Here is a 19,400-nt window from a genome sequence, read left to right as displayed (position 1 = left end):
TATAGAAGGAAGGAATGGATAGGAATGACCGCTGCGATTACACCAAATAATTGGAATATCCTAGTTATTACGTCGGATGAACATAATGCCAAAATCATGGGCTGTGCGAACCACCCGATTATTCGTACTCCTGGTTTGGATCGACTGGCCAGCGAGGGGACACTTTTTACGAAAGCGTATTGTGCTTATCCGATTTGTGCCCCGACCCGGCAAAGCTTTATCACTGGACAGTACCCAATGGAGCATGGCCAACTCAGCAACGCGCATGTATTTGATAAACGCAGTCTGACATGGGCGCATCATTGGAAGCAGCATGGGTATACGACGGCTTGTATTGGGAAAATGCATACCAATCATGAGTCATACGAATACGGCTATGATTACAGATATAGTACAGAGCATTTTACTGAGGAGACTAAAGCGCGAAGAGCATCCGATCCACCGCAATTTGATCCTGATGACAAGCTAGTATTTGATGCTATGACGGATATTCGTCCTGGAGGGAAACAATCTTCACGGCTGCATGGCAAAGTAGTGAACGATGAGTCATTGGAAACCGATGCGATTATGCTGAAAGAGGCGGTACAGTACCTAAAGGATCATCAATCGGAAAAGTTTTTCCTACACGTTTCGTTTGTTCAACCGCACTGGTATTGGAATACACCGAGAGACTTTTATTACATGTATGATCCTGCGAACATAGATTATCCGAAAAGCGTCCCAGGGGAGTTGGAAAGCAATGCGGTTGTGTATAAAATGGCAGAGCAAGCTGGCTGGTTTCAGAATACCGAGATGATGAACAGACTGGCGCGAGCCCGGTATTATGGCAGCATTAGCTGGATGGACCATAATGTGAATCAATTGCTGGACACGCTTGACGCGCTTGAACTCGCGGAGAACACGCTGGTTGTGTACTTCTCGGATCATGGGGATATGGCTGGTGAAAAAGGACTGTGGCTTAAAAATCAGATGTATGATTCCTCGGCTCGTATACCGCTCATCATGCGGATGCCAGGTGTCATTCCTGCGGGTGAAGTCAACGACAAGCTGATCAACCATGTGGATTTGTATCCTACGCTTGCGGGACTTACGGGGGCGCTAGAGCACCTGCCGACTACGCTATCCGGCGACGATCTGTCCAGTTCGGTAATCAGCAGTGGAAGCGGAGATGAAGATTCCCATGTAGCGAGAAGATTTACATTCAGTGTGCAGGGGCTGCAAAGCGTAGATAGTGTACCTATGCAGGTGATGGCAAGGTCGGAACGGTGGAAGTTTATCCAGTATAACCTTGAGGGGCCCGAGCAGCGTTATGTTTTGTACGATATGGATAATGATCCGGATGAAACGCATAATTTGGCTTATAACGATTCCTTACAATTTGTCGTTCAGGAGCATCGACAAGCCATCGATGACTTTCTTCAGGGATTGCGGAAGCCGGTGTATGAGACTGTGAAAATAAAAAAAGATCTGCCAGTAGCGTAAGATTATAGTTAGTAGTAAGCATCAGTCTAACACATCATTTTTGTGTGTGACTGGTGTTTTTTTATATGCAGAAATGGAGTGAGATGGCATTCTGAACAAATGAATATAGACGGATATTTCCTACGCTCCTTAGAATGAAGCCGTAAGCATCGCTCCTGAAGACGAGGCGCGGCGAACTTGATTTATAGAGAGAAGGAGTGAATGACATAATGGCTGCAATCGATTATTCAGCACATGAACGGGCTGAAGCACGAACCAAAAGAAGAAAAATGAATCGCGTGACAGGGAAGCTACTCAAGGATCGGTGGCTATATCTAATGCTGTTGCCGGGGATTGTCTACTTCTTACTATTCAAATACGGTCCCATGTGGGGAATTGCGATTGGGTTTCAGGATTACTCTCCGTTCCAGGGGATGTCCGGTAGTAAGTGGGTAGGCTTAAAGCATTTTATTCGTTTATTCAGTGAACCTACGTTTTTTAAACTACTGAAGAACACGCTGGTTTTGTCTCTCGTTAATCTGATTATTGTCTTTCCGATGCCGATTATTGTAGCGCTTATGCTCAATGAACTGAGGAAAGAACGGTTTAAGAAAGCGATACAAACGCTGATCTACATCCCTCATTTCATGTCTTGGGTGATCATTATCGGTATGTTCTATGTCCTATTTGAGTCGCATGACGGCTTATTTCAAAAGTGGATCGTTTCACTCGGTTTCGAACCTTTCACGTTTATGATGGACCCCGATAAATTTATCCCGATGTATATCTTGCAAAATATTTGGCGTGATACAGGATGGGGAACAATCATCTTCCTTGCAGCTCTGGCAGGCGTAGATACCCATCTTTATGAAGCGGCACGTATGGACGGCGCAGGTCGGTTGCGTCAAATGTGGCATATCACGTTGCCGTCGATACGAAGCACCATTTTGATTATGTTTATTTTGCAGCTTGGTAATATTCTTGAGCTCGGATTTGAGCATGTCTACTTGCTTCTTAACTCACTCAATAGGGAAGTAGCTGAAATATTTGATACGTATGTCTACACAGCCGGCATCCTGAACGGGATGTACAGTTATTCGACGGCCATAGGTGTGTTCAAATCAGCGGTTGGCCTCATTCTAGTCGTACTTGCCAATCGGTTATCTAAAAAATTCGGTGAAGAAGGCATTTTCTAAGGAAGGGTGAGACATATGATTCACGAGCGAAGTTGGGGTTCCCGTTTGTTTGACGTTATCAATTATACAATTCTGATCCTGTTTGCACTGAGTACACTGCTCCCTTTCGTCCATGTTGTTAGTTCATCATTCGCTAGTCCGACAGAGAAGCTTACAAAAGATTTCGTGCTGTTTCCAACACATTTCACGCTGGATGCGTACCGTTTTATATTCTCCACGGACCGTATTCTGAAAAGCCTTCTGGTCACCGTTCTGATAACAGTGGGCGGAACCATTGTTAATCTGATCATGACTTGCTTAATGGCCTATCCACTTTCGAGAAGAGATCTAATCGGACGTAGACCGATTATGATGATGGTGATTTTCACACTCCTGTTTAGTGGAGGCATGATCCCCACGTTTCTGATCGTGAAAGCTTTGGGACTGCTGGATTCCATGTGGGCGCTGATTATTCCAAGTGCAATTAGTACCTTTAACCTCATTATTCTCAAAAACTTCTTCCAGCAGATGCCGGATGGCATTGAGGAATCAGCCAAAATTGACGGTGCCAATGATCTCAGTATCCTTATACGGATCATCCTTCCGCTCTCACTACCGGCGCTGGCGACATTCGGTCTGTTCTACGCAGTTGGTCATTGGAATACGTTCATGTCGGCCATTCTGTATATCCGAGATACCGATAAATGGCCGATTCAAGTGCTACTCCGCTCCTTTGTTCTGTTATCCGAAGGCCGGTTAGACGATGCAGCGAACCTTGACGGGGATATTCAATTGCCGCCTGAAACGGTGAAAATGGCTGTCATTACGGTCGCAACACTTCCAATCCTATGTGTGTATCCTTTTTTACAAAAGCATTTCGCGAAAGGTGTTATGATGGGTTCTATCAAAGGATAAATAATAGAACCCATTTAACCATAGCATTCTCAACTATTATAAAATGGAGGTCTTGATTACATGGATATGCGTAAAAATGTAGGTGTAAAAGCAGTGGTGGCGGTTAGCATGGTTGGTTTACTGATGACGGCTTGTTCCGCTGAGAAGCAAACATCCGAGCAACCAGCATCTGCACAGCAAACGGAAAAAGCGAAGGACGCAACGCCCACGACAATTGAAATTATGAGTACGATGCAAGGTGTGGCACCGAAAGAAACAAGTGATGTGCAAAAAGAACTGGAGAAACTTACGAATACGAAACTGAATATCACTTGGGTACCGGAAACGGCGTATAAAGAGAAGTTGAACGCTACGATGGCTTCTGGAACGCTTCCACAGGTCATGTTCACAAATGAAACGAAATCCGCTAATATCATCAATGCAGCTCGCTCAGGAGCATTCTGGGAAGTGGGTCCTTATTTGAAGGACTATCCGAATTTAAGCAAACAAATGGACCCAGAGGTATTGAAAGGAATTGCAATTGATGGTAAATATTACATGCTTCCTCGTCATAGGGATGCTGCCCGCCACGTCATTACAATCCGCAAGGATTGGCTGGATAAATTGGGCTTAGCAATGCCGAAGACGTTGGATGATTTATACAAAGTATCGAAAGCATTTACAGAAAATGATCCGGACGGGAACGGTAAGAAAGATACGGTCGGACTGGTGGAAGACGGGTTAAATGCTATGGTTCGCAGCATTGCCGTTTATCATGGCGCCCCAATGAATTATGGTGTGCAGAACGGGCAAGTGGTTCCCAACTTCTTGACGCCAGAGTATTTGGAAGGTCTTAAATATTACAAGAAGCTGTTTTCCGAGAAGTTGATGAATTCCGACTTCCCTATCATCAATACGCAGCAACGCCGGGATATGATGGCACAAGGCAAAGCGGGGATCATGATCGCCGTAGAATCCGACGCTCCAGGTATTCAGAAAGAAGCGGTAAAGGTGAATCCGAAAGCTGAATTCGATTTGATTCAAGGCGTGACGGGACCAAAAGGGCTGATCGTATCAGCTACTTCAGGATACAATGGCGCCATTGTATTTTCTAAGAGCAGCATTAAAACGGAAGCGGATTTAAAGAAAATTCTAACTTTCTATGATAAAATGTCGACCCCCGAAATGTTAACATTGACGGGAAAAGGTATTAAGGATATCGATTATAAGATCTTAGACGGATTCGTTGAGCCTGCGAATCCCCGCGCTGAAGACCGCAAGTCGGATGCCAACTATCTCAATTTTGGCGTCGCAAATCCTAGTAATGAGTTACCGATTAAATCAACTGACCCGCTAGTCATCAAAGGGAAAAAGATGGTGGCTGACAATGCGAAGATTGCTATTTACGATGTAACGACACCACTGGATTCCAAAACCAAGACTGAGAAAGGTCCAGAATTAGATAAAATCAGCCGTGACGCGCAGATTAAATTCATCATGGGCGAAATCGACGAGGCTGGCTACAAAAAAGCCCTTGAACAGTGGAGCAAAGCAGGCGGCGATCAAATCATGAAGGAATTCACAGAGGACTACAAGAAACAAGGCGGTAAATAATCGGCATTAAAAGATGGGAGATCTCTTCCGTCTTTTTCCGCTTACTAACGGGGAATCGACTAGCTATCATTAGTTATATGCTAAAATTAGAACTGAAAGATCAAGCATCCAGCAGCGGAGGTATATTCATGAAAACTCGAGGTCTAACATATTTAAATAAATTAGTGCTATACGGGTTTCTACTTGGTGTCGTACCGCTGCTGGCATTAGGATTTTTTTCTTATTTTCGTACTTCTGGTACAATTCAAAATTATGTGGAGGAAGGCAATTTACAAATATTAAAGCTAAGCCAGTCGCGCATCGAGCAGAACCTGAAGACGGTAGAAGCTTCCGCCACAACGATGCTTCATTCTCCATTTGTGGAGAGTGTTCTCTCCTTGCCGCTGGAGGGTAAATATTATAATGAATTTGAACAACTGACAGGAACGATTCGTCAATTGCAGGTGTTTGAGCTGGGTGTTAGTGATATTGAATTCTTCAACATGCACGGCAAATGGCAGATCGGAAATAAGGGGATTTATCCTTTCAACCAAGATAACAGCCATCCAACTATGGAAATTCCGCAAAAGACAATATGGGAATCGAATAAAAATGGGATTCGCATGATCAGTAAAAAGCCAGCTTATGATCCAGACCCCGATGTGATCATCACGGCAGATATCCCCTTTTCACACCTGCGTAAGCTGCTATTAGACACAAGCCCGCTGGGAAGCGTTTTTATGTTGGATAGTGGGATGAAACTGCTTGGTTATCAAGATGAGAGTTTTACGCGAGCCTTTCTCGGTGAAACGGAGTTAGTCGATCAACTGAAACGGATGGATGCCGATGGGGGCAAAGTCAATGTCCACTATGGCAAGCAGGAGTATTCAGTTACCTTTATTCGTTCCAGTCTCACGGGATGGATGTATGTGTCGGCGGTTTCAATCGATATGATCACGCAAGAATCGAAAGCGATCGGTCAGTTTACCATATGGATTTGCTTAATCATCGTTCTCCTTGTTCTAATTTTCTCTGTCATGGGCTCGAATCGATTCTACAGTCCAATACGCAAGCTTTATGCCACAGTCATCGGTCAGGATATGCTTCAGCCTTCCCATAATCTCAAACGCGAAGATGAGTTGCAGCAGATCGGCACACGGTTTCTTACTTTATTGGATCGACAACAGGAAATGTCCGGCCAAATCCAGGGGCAGGTTGTACAGTTAAATCAATTTTTTGTACAAAAGCTCTTCTTTGGCGAGGTTGGACCAAGGGAAATAAAGGAGAAGTTGTCGGCTTTACAATTCCCGCAGAGTTGGCAACGCATGTATGTGATGGCGATCGAAATCGATACACTCGAAGGAAGCCGATATGAGGAGAAGGATCTGGATCTGCTTTTGTTTGCCGTAAACAATATTGCGGGGGAGCTAGCTCCACGACATACCTTGCTAAATCCAATTGTTCTACACGAATCTCAGCTGACAATTCTGGGTACTGACCGTATTGATCCGGCTTCGGATGAGGACGTATATAAACTGGCAGAGGAGATTCAACGAGCGGTTCGCACCTATTTAAACATATCGGTTAGCGTCGGACTTAGTTATGCATTTGAGGAATGGACGAAGGTACCTAAAGCTTATAAAGAAGCCATTGATGCCCTCAGATACCGAGTTAAGCTTGGTCACGAGACAATTATTTCCATACGTGATATTTTTGCGGATTCCCCTGTGGAGACTTCGTATCCTGTTAAAATTTCGGATGAACTCAAGCAGGCTGTTAACTCCTCCGACTTGGAGCAAGCGACTCTTCTTCTGCACCAAATGGTCCGAGAACTGGTCGTACAACCCTTTCACTTCCACGATTACCAGTTTTCCCTTATCCGGTTTTTATCTGAACTGGGCAGTCTACTTCAGGATCAGGGAATCTCGATTCGCACATTAATGAAAGATGATGAATCGATCGTTGAAAGCCTGTTTAAGCTGAGAACGACGGAAGAGGTAGAGGCCTGGTTTAAGGAGGTTGTTGTAGGGCCGGTATTGATACTGCTGGAGGAAAAACGGAGTCATCAATTCCGCAAAATTTCGGAAGCTGTCATCCAGATGATCCACGAAGGATACGATACGGACTTGACCCTGGAATCATGTGCTGACCGGATCGAATACCATCCCCATTATGTCAGCAAAGTGTTTCGACAGGAAGCAGGCGTTAATTTCGGTGATTATTTATTACAATACCGGCTGACGATAGCCAAGCAGATGCTCATGGAAACGAATATGAAGATCTCCGACATTTCCGAGAAGTTGAAATATACAAGTTCAACGAATTTTATCCGTTCTTTCCGTAAGGTAGAGGGGGAGACACCGGGTCAGTATCGCGAACGGATGCAAGAAACACCTGTTACTGGAAGTGGAGCGAAATAAGCGAGTAACGAAACGTCCTTCGAACTGGGGTAATACCCGGAAGAAGGGCGTTTTTGCGCTATCTGAACAAATGAATATAGACTGAAATCAAGCTTGGAACCTATATTTAAAGGCGAAAGGAGGAGAAAGAATGAAAAGGTATTTTGAAATAGAAGCTGGTATGAAATATAAGCTAGCAGACCAGGACACAGACACCATCCTTGAGACGATAGCAGGCGCCTATTTAGCGAATAATCCCCCACATCCGTTCGTATTTCGCTGCTTTAGCAGGCTTTCAATTCCACAGCTGAAGGATGGCAGATATGATTTTAATATGAACGAGAAACTTCCAGATGCAACCTTTGGCCAATTTGCCTTTGCGCTAGGCATGCTTTGGAGTGACAATGTCAGGTCTGTCGAAACGGCTGTCAATTGTTATGGTCCGACTAAGTTGCTGCTGAATGGCAAGCAGATATATAAATCGGGTGTACCGGAAGAAGTAAACGTGGAGACACGCAAGATTGTTGATGTCCAATTGCAAAAAGGCTGGAATACTTTCCTACTCATTTTCCGCAAGGTAGCTTCCGGCTTTGGCTGCGTATTCGGCTCAAACCGCAGCCATTCGAATCCGCTTGATTTTATGAATCCTTTCCTTGAACGATATGACTGTGGCGGTTGGGTGTACTCGGAGCCACAAAACGATGAAAGGTTTGGGGAAAATAACTTTCCCGAAGTGAGAGGAAAGGAATCGGACTCCTCCGTCCGGTGGTTTCCTTCACTGGCGTGGGCTGCGGAGCAGGCATCGCTGATGAACTGCGCTCGAATATTCGGTATTCAGCCCAATAAGGTGGCTTATGCTTGGTCCAAAGGTGAATCCGTTCTCCCCGGTCAAAATCCATTCGTGTTGAAAGGATGGTCAACCGGCCGGCTGCGCATCTGGGTCAACGGCGAACTAGTTGGTTTGACCGAGAAAGAAGGGCCATTTGAGGTTGAGGCCAATCTCGCTTACGGGACGCACAATTGGTTAGTTGAGTCGGCTTGTGGGGTGAGAGACTGGGGGTTTTCACTGGATGTGTCAGCTGGAGAGGAGACGTATTCATTCTGTCAGCCTCATTCGGTGAAAGGTACAGATGAATGCTGGTTTTACATAGGGCCGATAGAGCGCTCCGAAGACATTGTTCCTGAACAGTTGCAAACAATGTACAGTCTGTTCGAAGCGGATAGTGCCGATGAGAAAGCGGGCAACCAGACCTATTGGCGAATAGACCGGCCAGACGTTTGGATTAGACCTTATCTGCACAATGCCCGTTACGCAAGATGGAATTATCCTATCGGCGTGACCTTATACGGCCTTCTCCAAACAGGCAGAAAGCTCGAGAGATACGATATCATTCGATACGTAATTCAACATCTGAAAGCGTGTACGACCATGTACAGTTACTCGCAGTGGGACCGTGAGCAGTATGGGTATCCAGCGATTAACACGAAGCTGGTGGATATGAAGATGCTGGACGATTGCGGTTCGATTGGCAGTGCCATGCTGGAGGCAAACAAAGAGGCACGGGATGAAGATTTTGTGAGGCTGGCGCATATCATTGCCGATTATATGGCTAACACGCAAGAGCGGCAGGATGACGGTGCGTTCTATCGGGAATCCATAGGTTACTACATGGAGAATACGTTATGGGCGGACGACTTATACATGAGTACCCCATTCCTGACCCGATACTACAAGCTGACAGGAGAACGCAAATGGCTGGATGAAGCTGCCAGACAGTTTCTTCTTTTTAAGAAATACTTGTATCTCCCTGACAAAAAGCTGATGTCTCATGTCTATGATTTCAAATTTCATATGGCTAATGGGATACCTTGGGGACGGGGAAACGGTTGGGTATTCTTTTCTTTGTCGGAGTTGCTGGAGATGATGCCGGAGGACCATTCGGACAGGGGCGCGTTGCTTTCCTTCTTCCGAGATTTCTCCGAAGGGTTACTTGCCCGCCAAGGGAAAAACGGCTTGTGGCATCAAGTATTGACAGATGAAGGATCGTTCGAGGAAACGTCCTGCACATCGATGTTTATTTATGCTTTTGCCAGAGGGGTACGTTTCGGCTGGCTGGATAAGCCCCGATTGTATGCGGATGCCGTACGCAAAGGGTGGAGCGCATTAATCAGCGATGCCTTTGAAGGCAATGGATCTGTCCATGGTGTATGCTGCGGATCGAAATATTCCTATTCCCCTGATTATTACAAGTATGATCTTAAGGCGGTTACGAACGATCCGCATGGCATTGGTATCGTCCTGCTTGCCGGAATCGAAGCCGACAATATGAATCAGATGTTAGCAACTGTATAGATTGCAAAATACATGATGAGGAGTGGAAGAATATGAAAGGCGATGTATATTACTCAACGATCACCAGAAAGCAAGACGAGTTGACGGGTGTCGAGGTGATACAGCTCACTGACAGTTCCGGCGATACGTATCATCCCTATTTTACGAAAACATTGATCGATTCTGAAAATAACTACATCCTTCTGGCTTCTAACCGCACGGGTTCGATGCAATTGTACACCTTACGATTTAAAGATGGACAAATGGTGCAGATTACGGATAAGGACGGGGTTAGTCCTTTCAGTTCCGTACTCGATGCCTGGCATCATATTGTTTATTATTTTGCCGACCGTACATTGATGCGGGTTCGCCTTGATAATCTGGAAACGGAAGAGCTCATGCAAATTCCAATCGGCTTCAAGCCCAGCGATCTATCTATTGATAATTCAGGGAAATTCCTAGCATTTTCGTATGTGGAACACATGGAACTCTGTACGGAAACAGGTGGTACCTATTCCACGCACAGGGAAAAGCACTTCCGCAGACCAACGAGCGTGGTCATCCGTTATGATATCGAAAGAAGAGCTCCCTACGTGGTATGGGGAGAAAGTCAGTATATTTCCCATGTGAATATAAGCCCGGTCGACTCGAATATTATTGTGTTCTGCCATGAAGGTCCATGGCTTCAGGTTCAGAGGATGTGGACGGCGCGCATCGACCTTGACAAAGTGTATCCGCTCGTGGATCAAAAAGTGAATTTGGAACGGATCGGACATGAATTTTTTACCGCCAGCGGCAGGATTGGGGCCCAATATTCATCTAGGGAGCGCATAGGTGACGAATTTTTACTGCATGGTGATATTTTCATCAATGTGGATGGCTCGAACGAGAGAAGATATTATTACCCTTACACACGCCCCTCCCATGTACAGATGAACTATGGGGAAACGATGGGTGTCGGCGATCGTGCGCCTATTCGCGAAGTGATGGAGGATAAGGGGAACTATATGTCCTTGTTGAGGTACGAAGGCGATGCCATAGAAGTCGGTCTTCTTTGTGCACATGGCACTTCCTGGCGGAGCCAGATGTCGCATCCGCATCCTCTTTTTACTCGAGATGACCAGCATATTGTGTTCTCTTCCGACAGGGGAGGCAAATCCAATGTCTATATGGCAAGAGTAGATTGGGAGAAAACAATAAAGAGTGACAAGCGGATAGAAAGATAAGAAAAAGCAGGAGGAGAGTATTTCATGCTTGCTATTAAAAACGAGCTAGTGAAAGCAGAGCGGTTAACACAGGAAGATGCGCATTATTTTTTTGGTTATTACGATACGCCTGCGTGGAGTTTAAGCGACCGATATCATCTATGTCATAAAGTTGATTTCATGGATCGACTTCCACATACTGCTGACAGCGCCACTGTGGGGTACATCGATATGCTGGACCATACTTTTCATCCCGTGGCGGAAACGAATGCGTGGAATTTCCAGCAGGGGAGCATGCTGCAGTGGCACCCTGCTTTTCCAGAAGAGGAGATTATCTACAATTCTTGGGATGGCGAAACTTACAGAGGCACGGTGCAAAATATTCATACCGGATTCTCCAGGCAACTGGAGCTTCCGGTAGCCAATGTCGATCCCACAGGCACGTATGCGGTAAGTATTAATTTCGACCGGATGTTCGATTTTCGGCCTGGTTATGGGTATGCAGGAAGAGAGGATCTGTATAAAGAAGCTCGTCATTCGACGGAGGACGGGATTTTTCTAATCGACTTAGCAACAGGAGAATCCCGACTCGTATTGTCACTTCAACACATATGGGATTTCACGAAATCCCGCTTTCCGAATCAGGATAAGAAGTTACTAATTAACCATATCACGTTCAATACGGACGGTTCCCGACTCGTTTTCCTTGTTCGTTATTTTCCGGAGCCTGGCGAAGTATGGGGAACTGCTATTCTAACGGTCAACCATGATGGTTCTGACCTATTCCTCTTGTCCGATTATTCGTACGCGTCTCATTATCATTGGCGTGACCGAGAGCGAATTGTTTTCCATTCACGCGGAGCGGAAAGAGGGGATTCAGGCGATCAATTATATGTACTCAGAGATCTGACACATGAGGCTGAGATGATCGATACCACATTTTTCTTGAGGGACGGTCACTGCAGTTACTCGCCAGATCGGCAGCACATGCTCTATGACAGTTATCCGGATGCGGATGGCTATCGGCATTTGTATGTCTATTCTTTGAAAAATAAACGTGGTGTGACGCTTGGTTCCTATTACTCCTTGCCGAAAATCGATGGCGACATACGCTGTGACTTGCACCCGCGCTGGAATCGGGCAGGGACTCATATTTCGTTCGATTCTATCCACGAAGGAAAGCGGCATGTGTACGCGATGGATCTGCGAAAAGTCATAGAAAGCGGCTGCTGAACAAATGAATGTTGACTGTCATTTGCTTGCGAACACATACTGAGCACGTGGTAGAGCCCCTTAGTAAGGAAGTGACTAGGTGGATCACCCGTGAGAGGGAAGGAGGGATGAGTAGGAAGGTAACAAGATGACAAGGTTTGATGGATCATATTTAGCTATTTGAAAGCGATTGCAATTGAAGGTTGCATCCAGAATCCACTGACTGATGTTTGAAAATAGGCTTGTAAGGAAGCGAATCAAAGGAGGAAAGTGTTGATGACTCATTCTTTTAAAAATCATTTGTGTAGAGTATTAGTGTTTTGCTTGATGCTGGCTTTTATCCCGCTAGGTATGGCTGCTCCGGCCTCAGCATATGGGAACGGAACGCTGCTCAACGGTGGATTTGAGAGTGCTACAGGTTCAGGTGTAACGATTTTTGACGGGTGGAAGATTGACTCTACGGGGGCTAAAGCTACGAATGGCAGCCCAGCAGGCTCCATCTATGCTCGCACGGGGAATAATGCTCTGAAGATTTCGGCGGGTTCGGGTTCGCAGAAAACACCTGCGCAGCAATATGTTTCGGTTATTCCCGGACAGACCTATGATGCATCCTATTATATTAATGTAGCTACATGTACCGCTGCTTGTGTCAGTGGTGGATCAGCTACAGGCATGACGATCCGGTTCTACGATAGCAAAGTAAACCCGGATAACTTTAGTAACACAGGTGCAACACAAGTTGGAAATGATGTGAATGTCGGTGGTATAACAGGCACAATCACGTCTGGATACACCCAAATTCAGAAAAGCTTTACGGTTCCTGTGAACGCGAAGTATATGCGCGTTTACGTCTTCTCGATTAGCTCAACTAGTGCCAGCATGATTGCTTATGTTGATGATATCAGCATCGTTCAAACCGCAGGTTCGACACCTGTAGCTGTTACCGGTGTAAGTATGAACAAGGCATCAACGGCGATAGAGCAGGGAGGAACAGAAACGCTGATCGCAACGGTTAGTCCTGCTGGAGCGCCTCAAGCCGTTAAGTGGATCAGCAGCAATACCAACGTAGCAACTGTAGATGTCAATTCAGGGTTGGTAACGGCTGTGAATACAGGGACGGCCACGATCACTGCGACTTCGACGACGGTAACCCCGCCTAGTGCCACTAATGTGGTTTACACGGGATCAACACAAGTTACTGTAACAGCCGGGATGCCTAATCCGGTGTATGGTTTAACACTGACGCCATCTTTTAACTCGATCAGTGTCTATATCGCTGGAGGACGGGATGATTTAATCCGCCATCTGTACTATAAAAAGTCTGCGGATACGGTATGGAAGGAAGCTTTGGAGCCGATTACAATTCCGGATAAAGGGATTTTCTCTGGCAGTATAGTAAGGCTAGAAGAAGATACCTCCTATGATGTGAAATCAGATATTTATTATGGAAGTACGTTGCTCAAATCGGAGACAGGTACGGTTCGCACATGGACGTCGACACCGACGATTGCACAGACAATTTCCTTATCCAGTTTATACACTAGCGGTGGTTTGACTATTAATGGGATAACGGGAACCAATAATGGCTGGATCAAGATTGTCAATGACACAGGGCTGACGATTGATGCTGGGTTTGCAACGGATCATGCCGTAACCGTGACGAATTCATCTTATACGATATTAGAAGGCTTTATTGTCAAAGGCGGCAAGAAAAACGGTATATATTTGAACAGTACCGATCATGATGTCAGAATTACCAATGCCGACATCTCCGGCTGGGGACGGGTAGCCGTTGATACTGTGCATACGCCGCAGCAGCTCGCTTTTATTAACAAGAGTGATGTAGGCTATGGAACGCCTATTGATGATCAAGGAAATATGTTGGAAGGGGATGCCGGTTTCCGGATTGAAGATGCCAAGAACATTGTCGTGGAAAGAAGCTACGTTCACGAGCCGAGAGGTTACGCGAATCCTTGGACGGGAATTACCTCCGATGGTCAAGCGTTCAGTAATTCTCATCCGCAAGGTCCTGAGGCGATGTATCTTCGAAGTGCAGGCGGCATCGTAGTTCGGTATAACGACTTCAGTGGAACCGACGAATATCACCGGTTTAATGATGTCATCAGCGGCTATTATAATAGCCAGGAAAGCGGCGGTTTCTATAAAGATGCTGATATTTATGGTAACTTCTTCGGTTATGCCAATGATGACAGTGTTGAGTTAGATGGTGGGCAGTCGAATATCAGGGTGTTCGACAACCGAGTGGAGATGAGCTATGCTGGGCTGAGTTTTGCGCCGAACATGGTGGGTCCTAGCTATGCTTTTAATAATGTCCTATACAATATGAATGATTTTAGACGTGTGGGAACAGGATCAGTTATCAAATTAGGCGGGAATAGCAGCACGGTGTATGATGGCGAGACATGGTTTTTCAATAATACGATTTATGCCGTTCCGAAAGCGATTGTGGGCAGTAGTACGCCAAAGAACTGGCATGGCGGAACAAGAAATAATCTGATCGTCGTCATGAGAAATCTCACCAGCGGATCATCTAATTTTTATAATATCGAAGATAATAGTCCATCTATCAATCCTGGAACGAATTTCGATTACGACGCACTGGGACGTACTACGGCTGCTGATGGAGCAGGTCAAATCGTAGCCAACCCTGGTGCTGAGGCGCACGGGCTGTTCAAGATTGGTAAGATGACCAATCCTGGTGCTGGTGTATTCACACCAACCGCTTCTGGTGTCGATGCTGCAAGAGAAGTAAATGTTATTGATAAAGGAACTGTTGTAAAAAACTTCGCAGAGTCTTACTCGGGCAGTGCTCCGGATATCGGTGCGTTTGAGCAGGGGGGAAGCAGCCTATTTCCTAAACGGCCTATTCCGTTCCAATCGGACAAATATTTGGTTAATATCCCTGCTCAGGATAACTCGGCTACCTTTACGATCTCTACTGGCACTTTGACCGGTTTAGGAAATTATACGATCCGTCGCAATGCGGAAGAGGACTGGTACACGGTTACACCTGCTTCGGGAACTTTTGCGAGCAATAGTAATGTAACCTTTACCATTCAAGTCGACAGAACGAAGGCGTCATTCAATAGATCTGCCGAATATTCCACCTTGTTTATAAGACTAGCGAATGGATTCTCAGTGCCAGTTACGATCAAAGCAGATAATTCGGTTACTTCGGTGCCCGTTGGGCAGACTGTGCAGATCAATTCAACCAAAGCTTTCCCGAACACAGCCAATCTGAGTGCAGATTGGAAATCGAGCAGTGCGGCTGCTCCAATAACTTCTACAACCATCAGTGATGTAACCTCTGTAGCGATTACGGGAGCTTACGCTGGTAGTGCAACGATTACGGCAAACAGCTCGGTGAATGGAGTAAACCAAGCAGAGTATAGAGTGCGGGTGCCAGCGATGCTTGGCGGTCTGCAGGTGAATGGACAGTCTGTTGCAGGGTTCGATCCGAATACGTATAGCTACGTTGTCGCCCTACCGACCGGCTCACCCGTACCAACGGTGACGGCATCATCGCTGGATGCCGGCACGGCTGTGCCTTCTACAGTAGCATATACGTTGCCGACGAGTATACCGGGCACGGCTGTTGTGACTGTGACATCTTCTGACGGAACGACGAGCAATACGTACACGATTCAGTTTACAGTATCGTCTTCAACATCCGTTGTGGGGCACTGGAACCTTGATGAGACATCGGGAACCGTTGCAACGGATTCCTCGGCCAATCATTTAAACGGAACCCTGATCAACGGTCCTGTATGGACAGCGGGCAAGATTGGAAACAGTCTGGAATTCGATGGTGTGAACGATGAAATCGATCTGGGAACTCCAGCTGCACTGCAATTCACTGGTGCCATATCTACTGCCGCCTGGATCTATGTCGACAGCTTCGCGGGCGATGGCAGAATCATATCGAAGGAGTACGGAGCAAATTCTAGGTCATGGAGCCTCTATGTGAAATCCGGAGGCAAAGGCGTCTTCCAGATCGCAACGGGTTCAAATTCTTCCATAACCGTGGAGACAGCAGGTACGCTGCCGGTTGGCCAATGGGTTCATCTGGCGGGCGTTTTCGAGCCGGGCGTCGCGTTAAGGCTCTACGTCAACGGCACATTAAGCAACTCTAACATTAGTTCAATTCCGTCGACACAATACAACAACACCAGCCATGTGTTTATAGGAAGACGGCCGGATTTTGCGAATGCCTTTAACGGCAAGATCGACGAAGTATATGTTTTTAGTAACGCATTGACGGGTACGGATATCGCAACGCTTGCGAGTAACTAAGAGACATCGCCGCTTAAGCGACTAATCTATTAGATCTCATTGCTATTGTCCAATTCATATAAAATTGATTGAAAAGAACGAGTCACTAGATAGAATTAGTGGCACGTTCTTTTTTTTTGTACTAGTTCAAAATAGAATCAGTGAGTAAGGTGAATTATCACTTGTCATGAAACTGGTAGAATTGGTAAAATTAAACATATTATCTGTTCCAATAAAAGGGTTCAAAGGAGCCGGAATGAAATCCCCGATTTATCAGATGTGATACAACGTCAACCATCAGAGACATTACTCCCCGGTGATGTTGGTCAGTGGTTTATCGTGACACTGCCATTTGGCAGCCCGAATACAATGACGGGTACGTACTTGGGGACAGATGCTCGCGGGCATTGGTTCCGAGGATACACGCGCAAAAATTACCGGATCCGCCATATAAACAAATACCTGATCATGTTATGAGTGCGGCGGCTGATGCCAACGCTAGATCGCAGCTGACTGAGGAAGAAAATGTGGCTGCACAACGTTTTCCTACGAGCATTTTCGGTAGTGGTGCTACAGAGAGAAATAATATTTTGAAGCGAACACAGATTTATACACAACAGGCCTATTTCTCAGCTGCTAAAAGCTATTTAGATGCCAATAAGCATGTAGAAACATTGCGGGAGGAATTTCGGAAACTAAAAGAGATCTTCGATATGAGCAAGAATGAGGACGACAGGCAAATCGCTAAACTTAAACAAGCGGACTTAATGAGTAAAAAAGCAGAACTGCCTGCTCTCAAAGAAGCTGCTGAAGAAAAGAAGCAACAATTTGAAGGTACATTGGCAGAGTATAAAAATCTGCCCGAGGAAGCAGATGCTTTTGCCGTGCAGGCGCAGGTCGATCAATGGCTTGGCAAATGAAGAGGCAATAACACAATGCACAAAGTTATTAGGGTAAAGTAGGGGGAGCTTGCAGGGGAGCGAATAACTTGCTGCAACATTTTCGAATAGCCTGCGTTAAGATAGCGAATACATCTTAGAGAGGCTGGTTGAATAACAATGTTGAAAAAAACAATCGCATCCACTGCTATGGCAGCAGTGTTATTGACTCCTGTCGTACTTGGTACTTCCGTACAAGCCATGGAAAATGAACATACTTCGGGTTACACCGTTATCAAAAAATTCCCGCTTAACGCGGGTTCAAACCCATCATCTCCTTATTTAGAGGGGGAGAACATGATGGTACCGGTTCGCGAAATTGCCCAAGGTTTAGGCTGGGATGTTAGTTGGGATGGGGAACAGCAACAAGTTAAGCTTGTCAAAGGAAACAGCGTCATTCGGCTCACGATGAACAGAACCCACGGAACGATTGGCGACTTTGAGCCATTCTTGCTGACGACGCCTGTCGTGTTGAAGAACGACATGTCCTTTGCTCCGCTTAGGGTACTAACAGCTAGAATGGGAGCAGTTACTTTGTGGGATTCAGCGACGAGTACAGCGTCTATTGCGATTCCTAATGATACACAGCAAACTCACCTCAACTTCGATTTCAAAAAAGATGACGGTGGCTGGCAAACAGGTGTCGCTGATCTTCCTGTCTCCTATCAAGACGAGGATTTCCGTATTAACACGAAAGTAGATAAAGTTAAGCTGAGCGATGGCACTGAAATTAACGGCATGTTGCTAAGCGGGATGAACCGCAGTGATGACTTGTTTATGTATATGTCCAAAAAGCTAGACAGTACCGCAGGTTTGAAACCGAATACGGAATACGAAGTGAAGTTGCGCTTCGACATAGCTACCAATGAAGCTGAGAGCTCTTTTGGTATCGGGGGAGGTTCTGCTTCTGCGGTCTATGTGAAAGCTGGCGTTGTTGACAGAGAGCCTTCTGTCATCAAGCACAGTGCTATGGAGGGTACGCCTTACTATCGTCTAAATCTCGATAAAGGCAATCAATCGACCGAAGGCAAAGAGGTAGCCGTTCTTGGCAATATCGCCAAGCCGAACGCTGAGCAAAGTGGATTCCAGTTGAAAAGCTTCGAACGCACTTTCCAAGTGAAAAGTAACGCGGCTGGCGAAGTCTACGTCATTATCGGCACAGACTCCGGTTATGAAGGATTGCAGACGCTTTATTTCACGAATATCGACTTGACGCTCGATCCTAAGAACTAACGACTTTTTCTAGTTGAAAAATAGCTCGTTCCACCGCATCAACAGCTGGGGAGAACGAGCTAATAACTTACACGAAGTCACCCTTACTGAATAATATCGGATGATTCCGGTGTTGGAGAGCCGCCAATTTTGGCGGCTTTTTGGCGTGCACGGAAACGACGGACCTTCATCAGGTTGCCGCACACTTTATCATCACAGAACCGTTTGGAACGGTTTCTGGTTTCGTCGTAGTAGATGGCAAGGCAATCTGAATTTTCACAAATGCGCAAGCGAGAGGGCTCGCAATCTGTAAGTATACGACCGAAGGAAGTGGCGACTGCCGCGCCGATACGGGACCAGCCAGCTTGCAAAGGAATCGATTCTAGGCGGAAATCAGAATCCGATTCCGCGATACGCAAATACATCGGTCCGCCGGACAGTGCCCGATTGAGACCTTCTAGATTAGCGGGGTCCGCGGACTCAGATACCGTCAGTTTTTCGACGATATGACGTATGTGTCCCCTCAACTGTCTCAGTTCATCGAATTCCTTCGCTGACGGAGTACCAGGATAGGGAAGGTTGTGGATAGCCAGCCACTGTTCCAACCATCCGGGCTTGTCCAGTCGGTCTTCAGAATGGCCACTGCCTCTCCAATCGTGATAGTCGCTTTTCATAAAATCGTCCCA

The 19,400-nt window shown here is 46.1% G+C and carries 12 protein-coding genes; 11 read left to right on the top strand and 1 reads right to left on the bottom strand.

Translation table 11 applies throughout. From position 1 onward, the window contains the following. Window positions 1-24: 24 nt before the first annotated feature. The 11 genes from AC58QM_RS09805 (at window position 25) to AC58QM_RS09755 (ending at window position 18,735) form a co-directional block, all read left to right on the top strand. Window positions 25-1,482 (top strand): sulfatase-like hydrolase/transferase, encoded by a 1,458-nt coding sequence (locus AC58QM_RS09805; RefSeq protein ID WP_497283427.1) that lies wholly within the window; start codon window positions 25-27, stop codon window positions 1,480-1,482. A gap of 269 nt (window positions 1,483-1,751) precedes the next feature. Then, window positions 1,752-2,657 carry an ABC transporter permease gene (locus AC58QM_RS09800; RefSeq protein WP_497283635.1) on the top strand — a complete coding sequence of 302 codons (906 nt, stop codon included), beginning with the start codon at window positions 1,752-1,754 and terminating at the stop codon, window positions 2,655-2,657. Window positions 2,658-2,672: 15 nt separating this feature from the next. After that, a complete protein-coding gene (locus tag AC58QM_RS09795; protein ID WP_497283425.1) occupies window positions 2,673-3,551 on the top strand; it encodes a carbohydrate ABC transporter permease in 879 nt (292 codons plus the stop codon). Window positions 3,552-3,611: 60 nt separating this feature from the next. Beyond that, a complete protein-coding gene (locus AC58QM_RS09790) occupies window positions 3,612-5,144 on the top strand; it encodes an extracellular solute-binding protein (protein WP_497283423.1) in 1,533 nt (510 codons plus the stop codon). Between the two features lie 128 nt (window positions 5,145-5,272). After that, the gene (locus tag AC58QM_RS09785; protein WP_497283421.1) at window positions 5,273-7,543 is read left to right on the top strand and encodes a helix-turn-helix domain-containing protein; all 2,271 of its coding nucleotides are present in this window, start codon (window positions 5,273-5,275) and stop codon (window positions 7,541-7,543) included. Window positions 7,544-7,673: 130 nt separating this feature from the next. Then, a complete protein-coding gene (locus AC58QM_RS09780) occupies window positions 7,674-9,875 on the top strand; it encodes a glycoside hydrolase family 88/105 protein (protein WP_497283419.1) in 2,202 nt (733 codons plus the stop codon). 32 nt (window positions 9,876-9,907) lie between these two features. Further along, window positions 9,908-11,080 (top strand): oligogalacturonate lyase family protein, encoded by a 1,173-nt coding sequence (locus tag AC58QM_RS09775; RefSeq protein WP_497283417.1) that lies wholly within the window; start codon window positions 9,908-9,910, stop codon window positions 11,078-11,080. Between the two features lie 24 nt (window positions 11,081-11,104). Further along, window positions 11,105-12,292 carry a TolB family protein gene (locus tag AC58QM_RS09770; protein WP_497283415.1) on the top strand — a complete coding sequence of 396 codons (1,188 nt, stop codon included), beginning with the start codon at window positions 11,105-11,107 and terminating at the stop codon, window positions 12,290-12,292. Window positions 12,293-12,547: 255 nt separating this feature from the next. Next, window positions 12,548-16,585: a LamG-like jellyroll fold domain-containing protein gene (locus AC58QM_RS09765; RefSeq protein ID WP_497283414.1), complete on the top strand. Its 4,038-nt coding sequence runs from the start codon at window positions 12,548-12,550 to the stop codon at window positions 16,583-16,585. Between the two features lie 308 nt (window positions 16,586-16,893). After that, window positions 16,894-17,484 carry a hypothetical protein gene (locus tag AC58QM_RS09760; RefSeq protein ID WP_497283413.1) on the top strand — a complete coding sequence of 197 codons (591 nt, stop codon included), beginning with the start codon at window positions 16,894-16,896 and terminating at the stop codon, window positions 17,482-17,484. A gap of 138 nt (window positions 17,485-17,622) precedes the next feature. Next, a complete protein-coding gene (locus tag AC58QM_RS09755; RefSeq protein ID WP_497283411.1) occupies window positions 17,623-18,735 on the top strand; it encodes a stalk domain-containing protein in 1,113 nt (370 codons plus the stop codon). An 83-nt stretch (window positions 18,736-18,818) separates the two neighbouring features. Here AC58QM_RS09755 and AC58QM_RS09750 read toward each other — a convergent pair whose 3' ends face one another. Then, entirely contained in the window at window positions 18,819-19,388 is a 570-nt protein-coding gene (locus AC58QM_RS09750; protein ID WP_497283634.1) for a CGNR zinc finger domain-containing protein, read from the bottom strand. Window positions 19,389-19,400 lie beyond the last annotated feature (12 nt).

The organism is Paenibacillus sp. J22P165, from assembly GCF_059692015.1.
The sequence above is the reverse complement of the archived record's forward strand: the minus strand, read 5'-3'. Positions and strand labels throughout refer to the sequence as shown.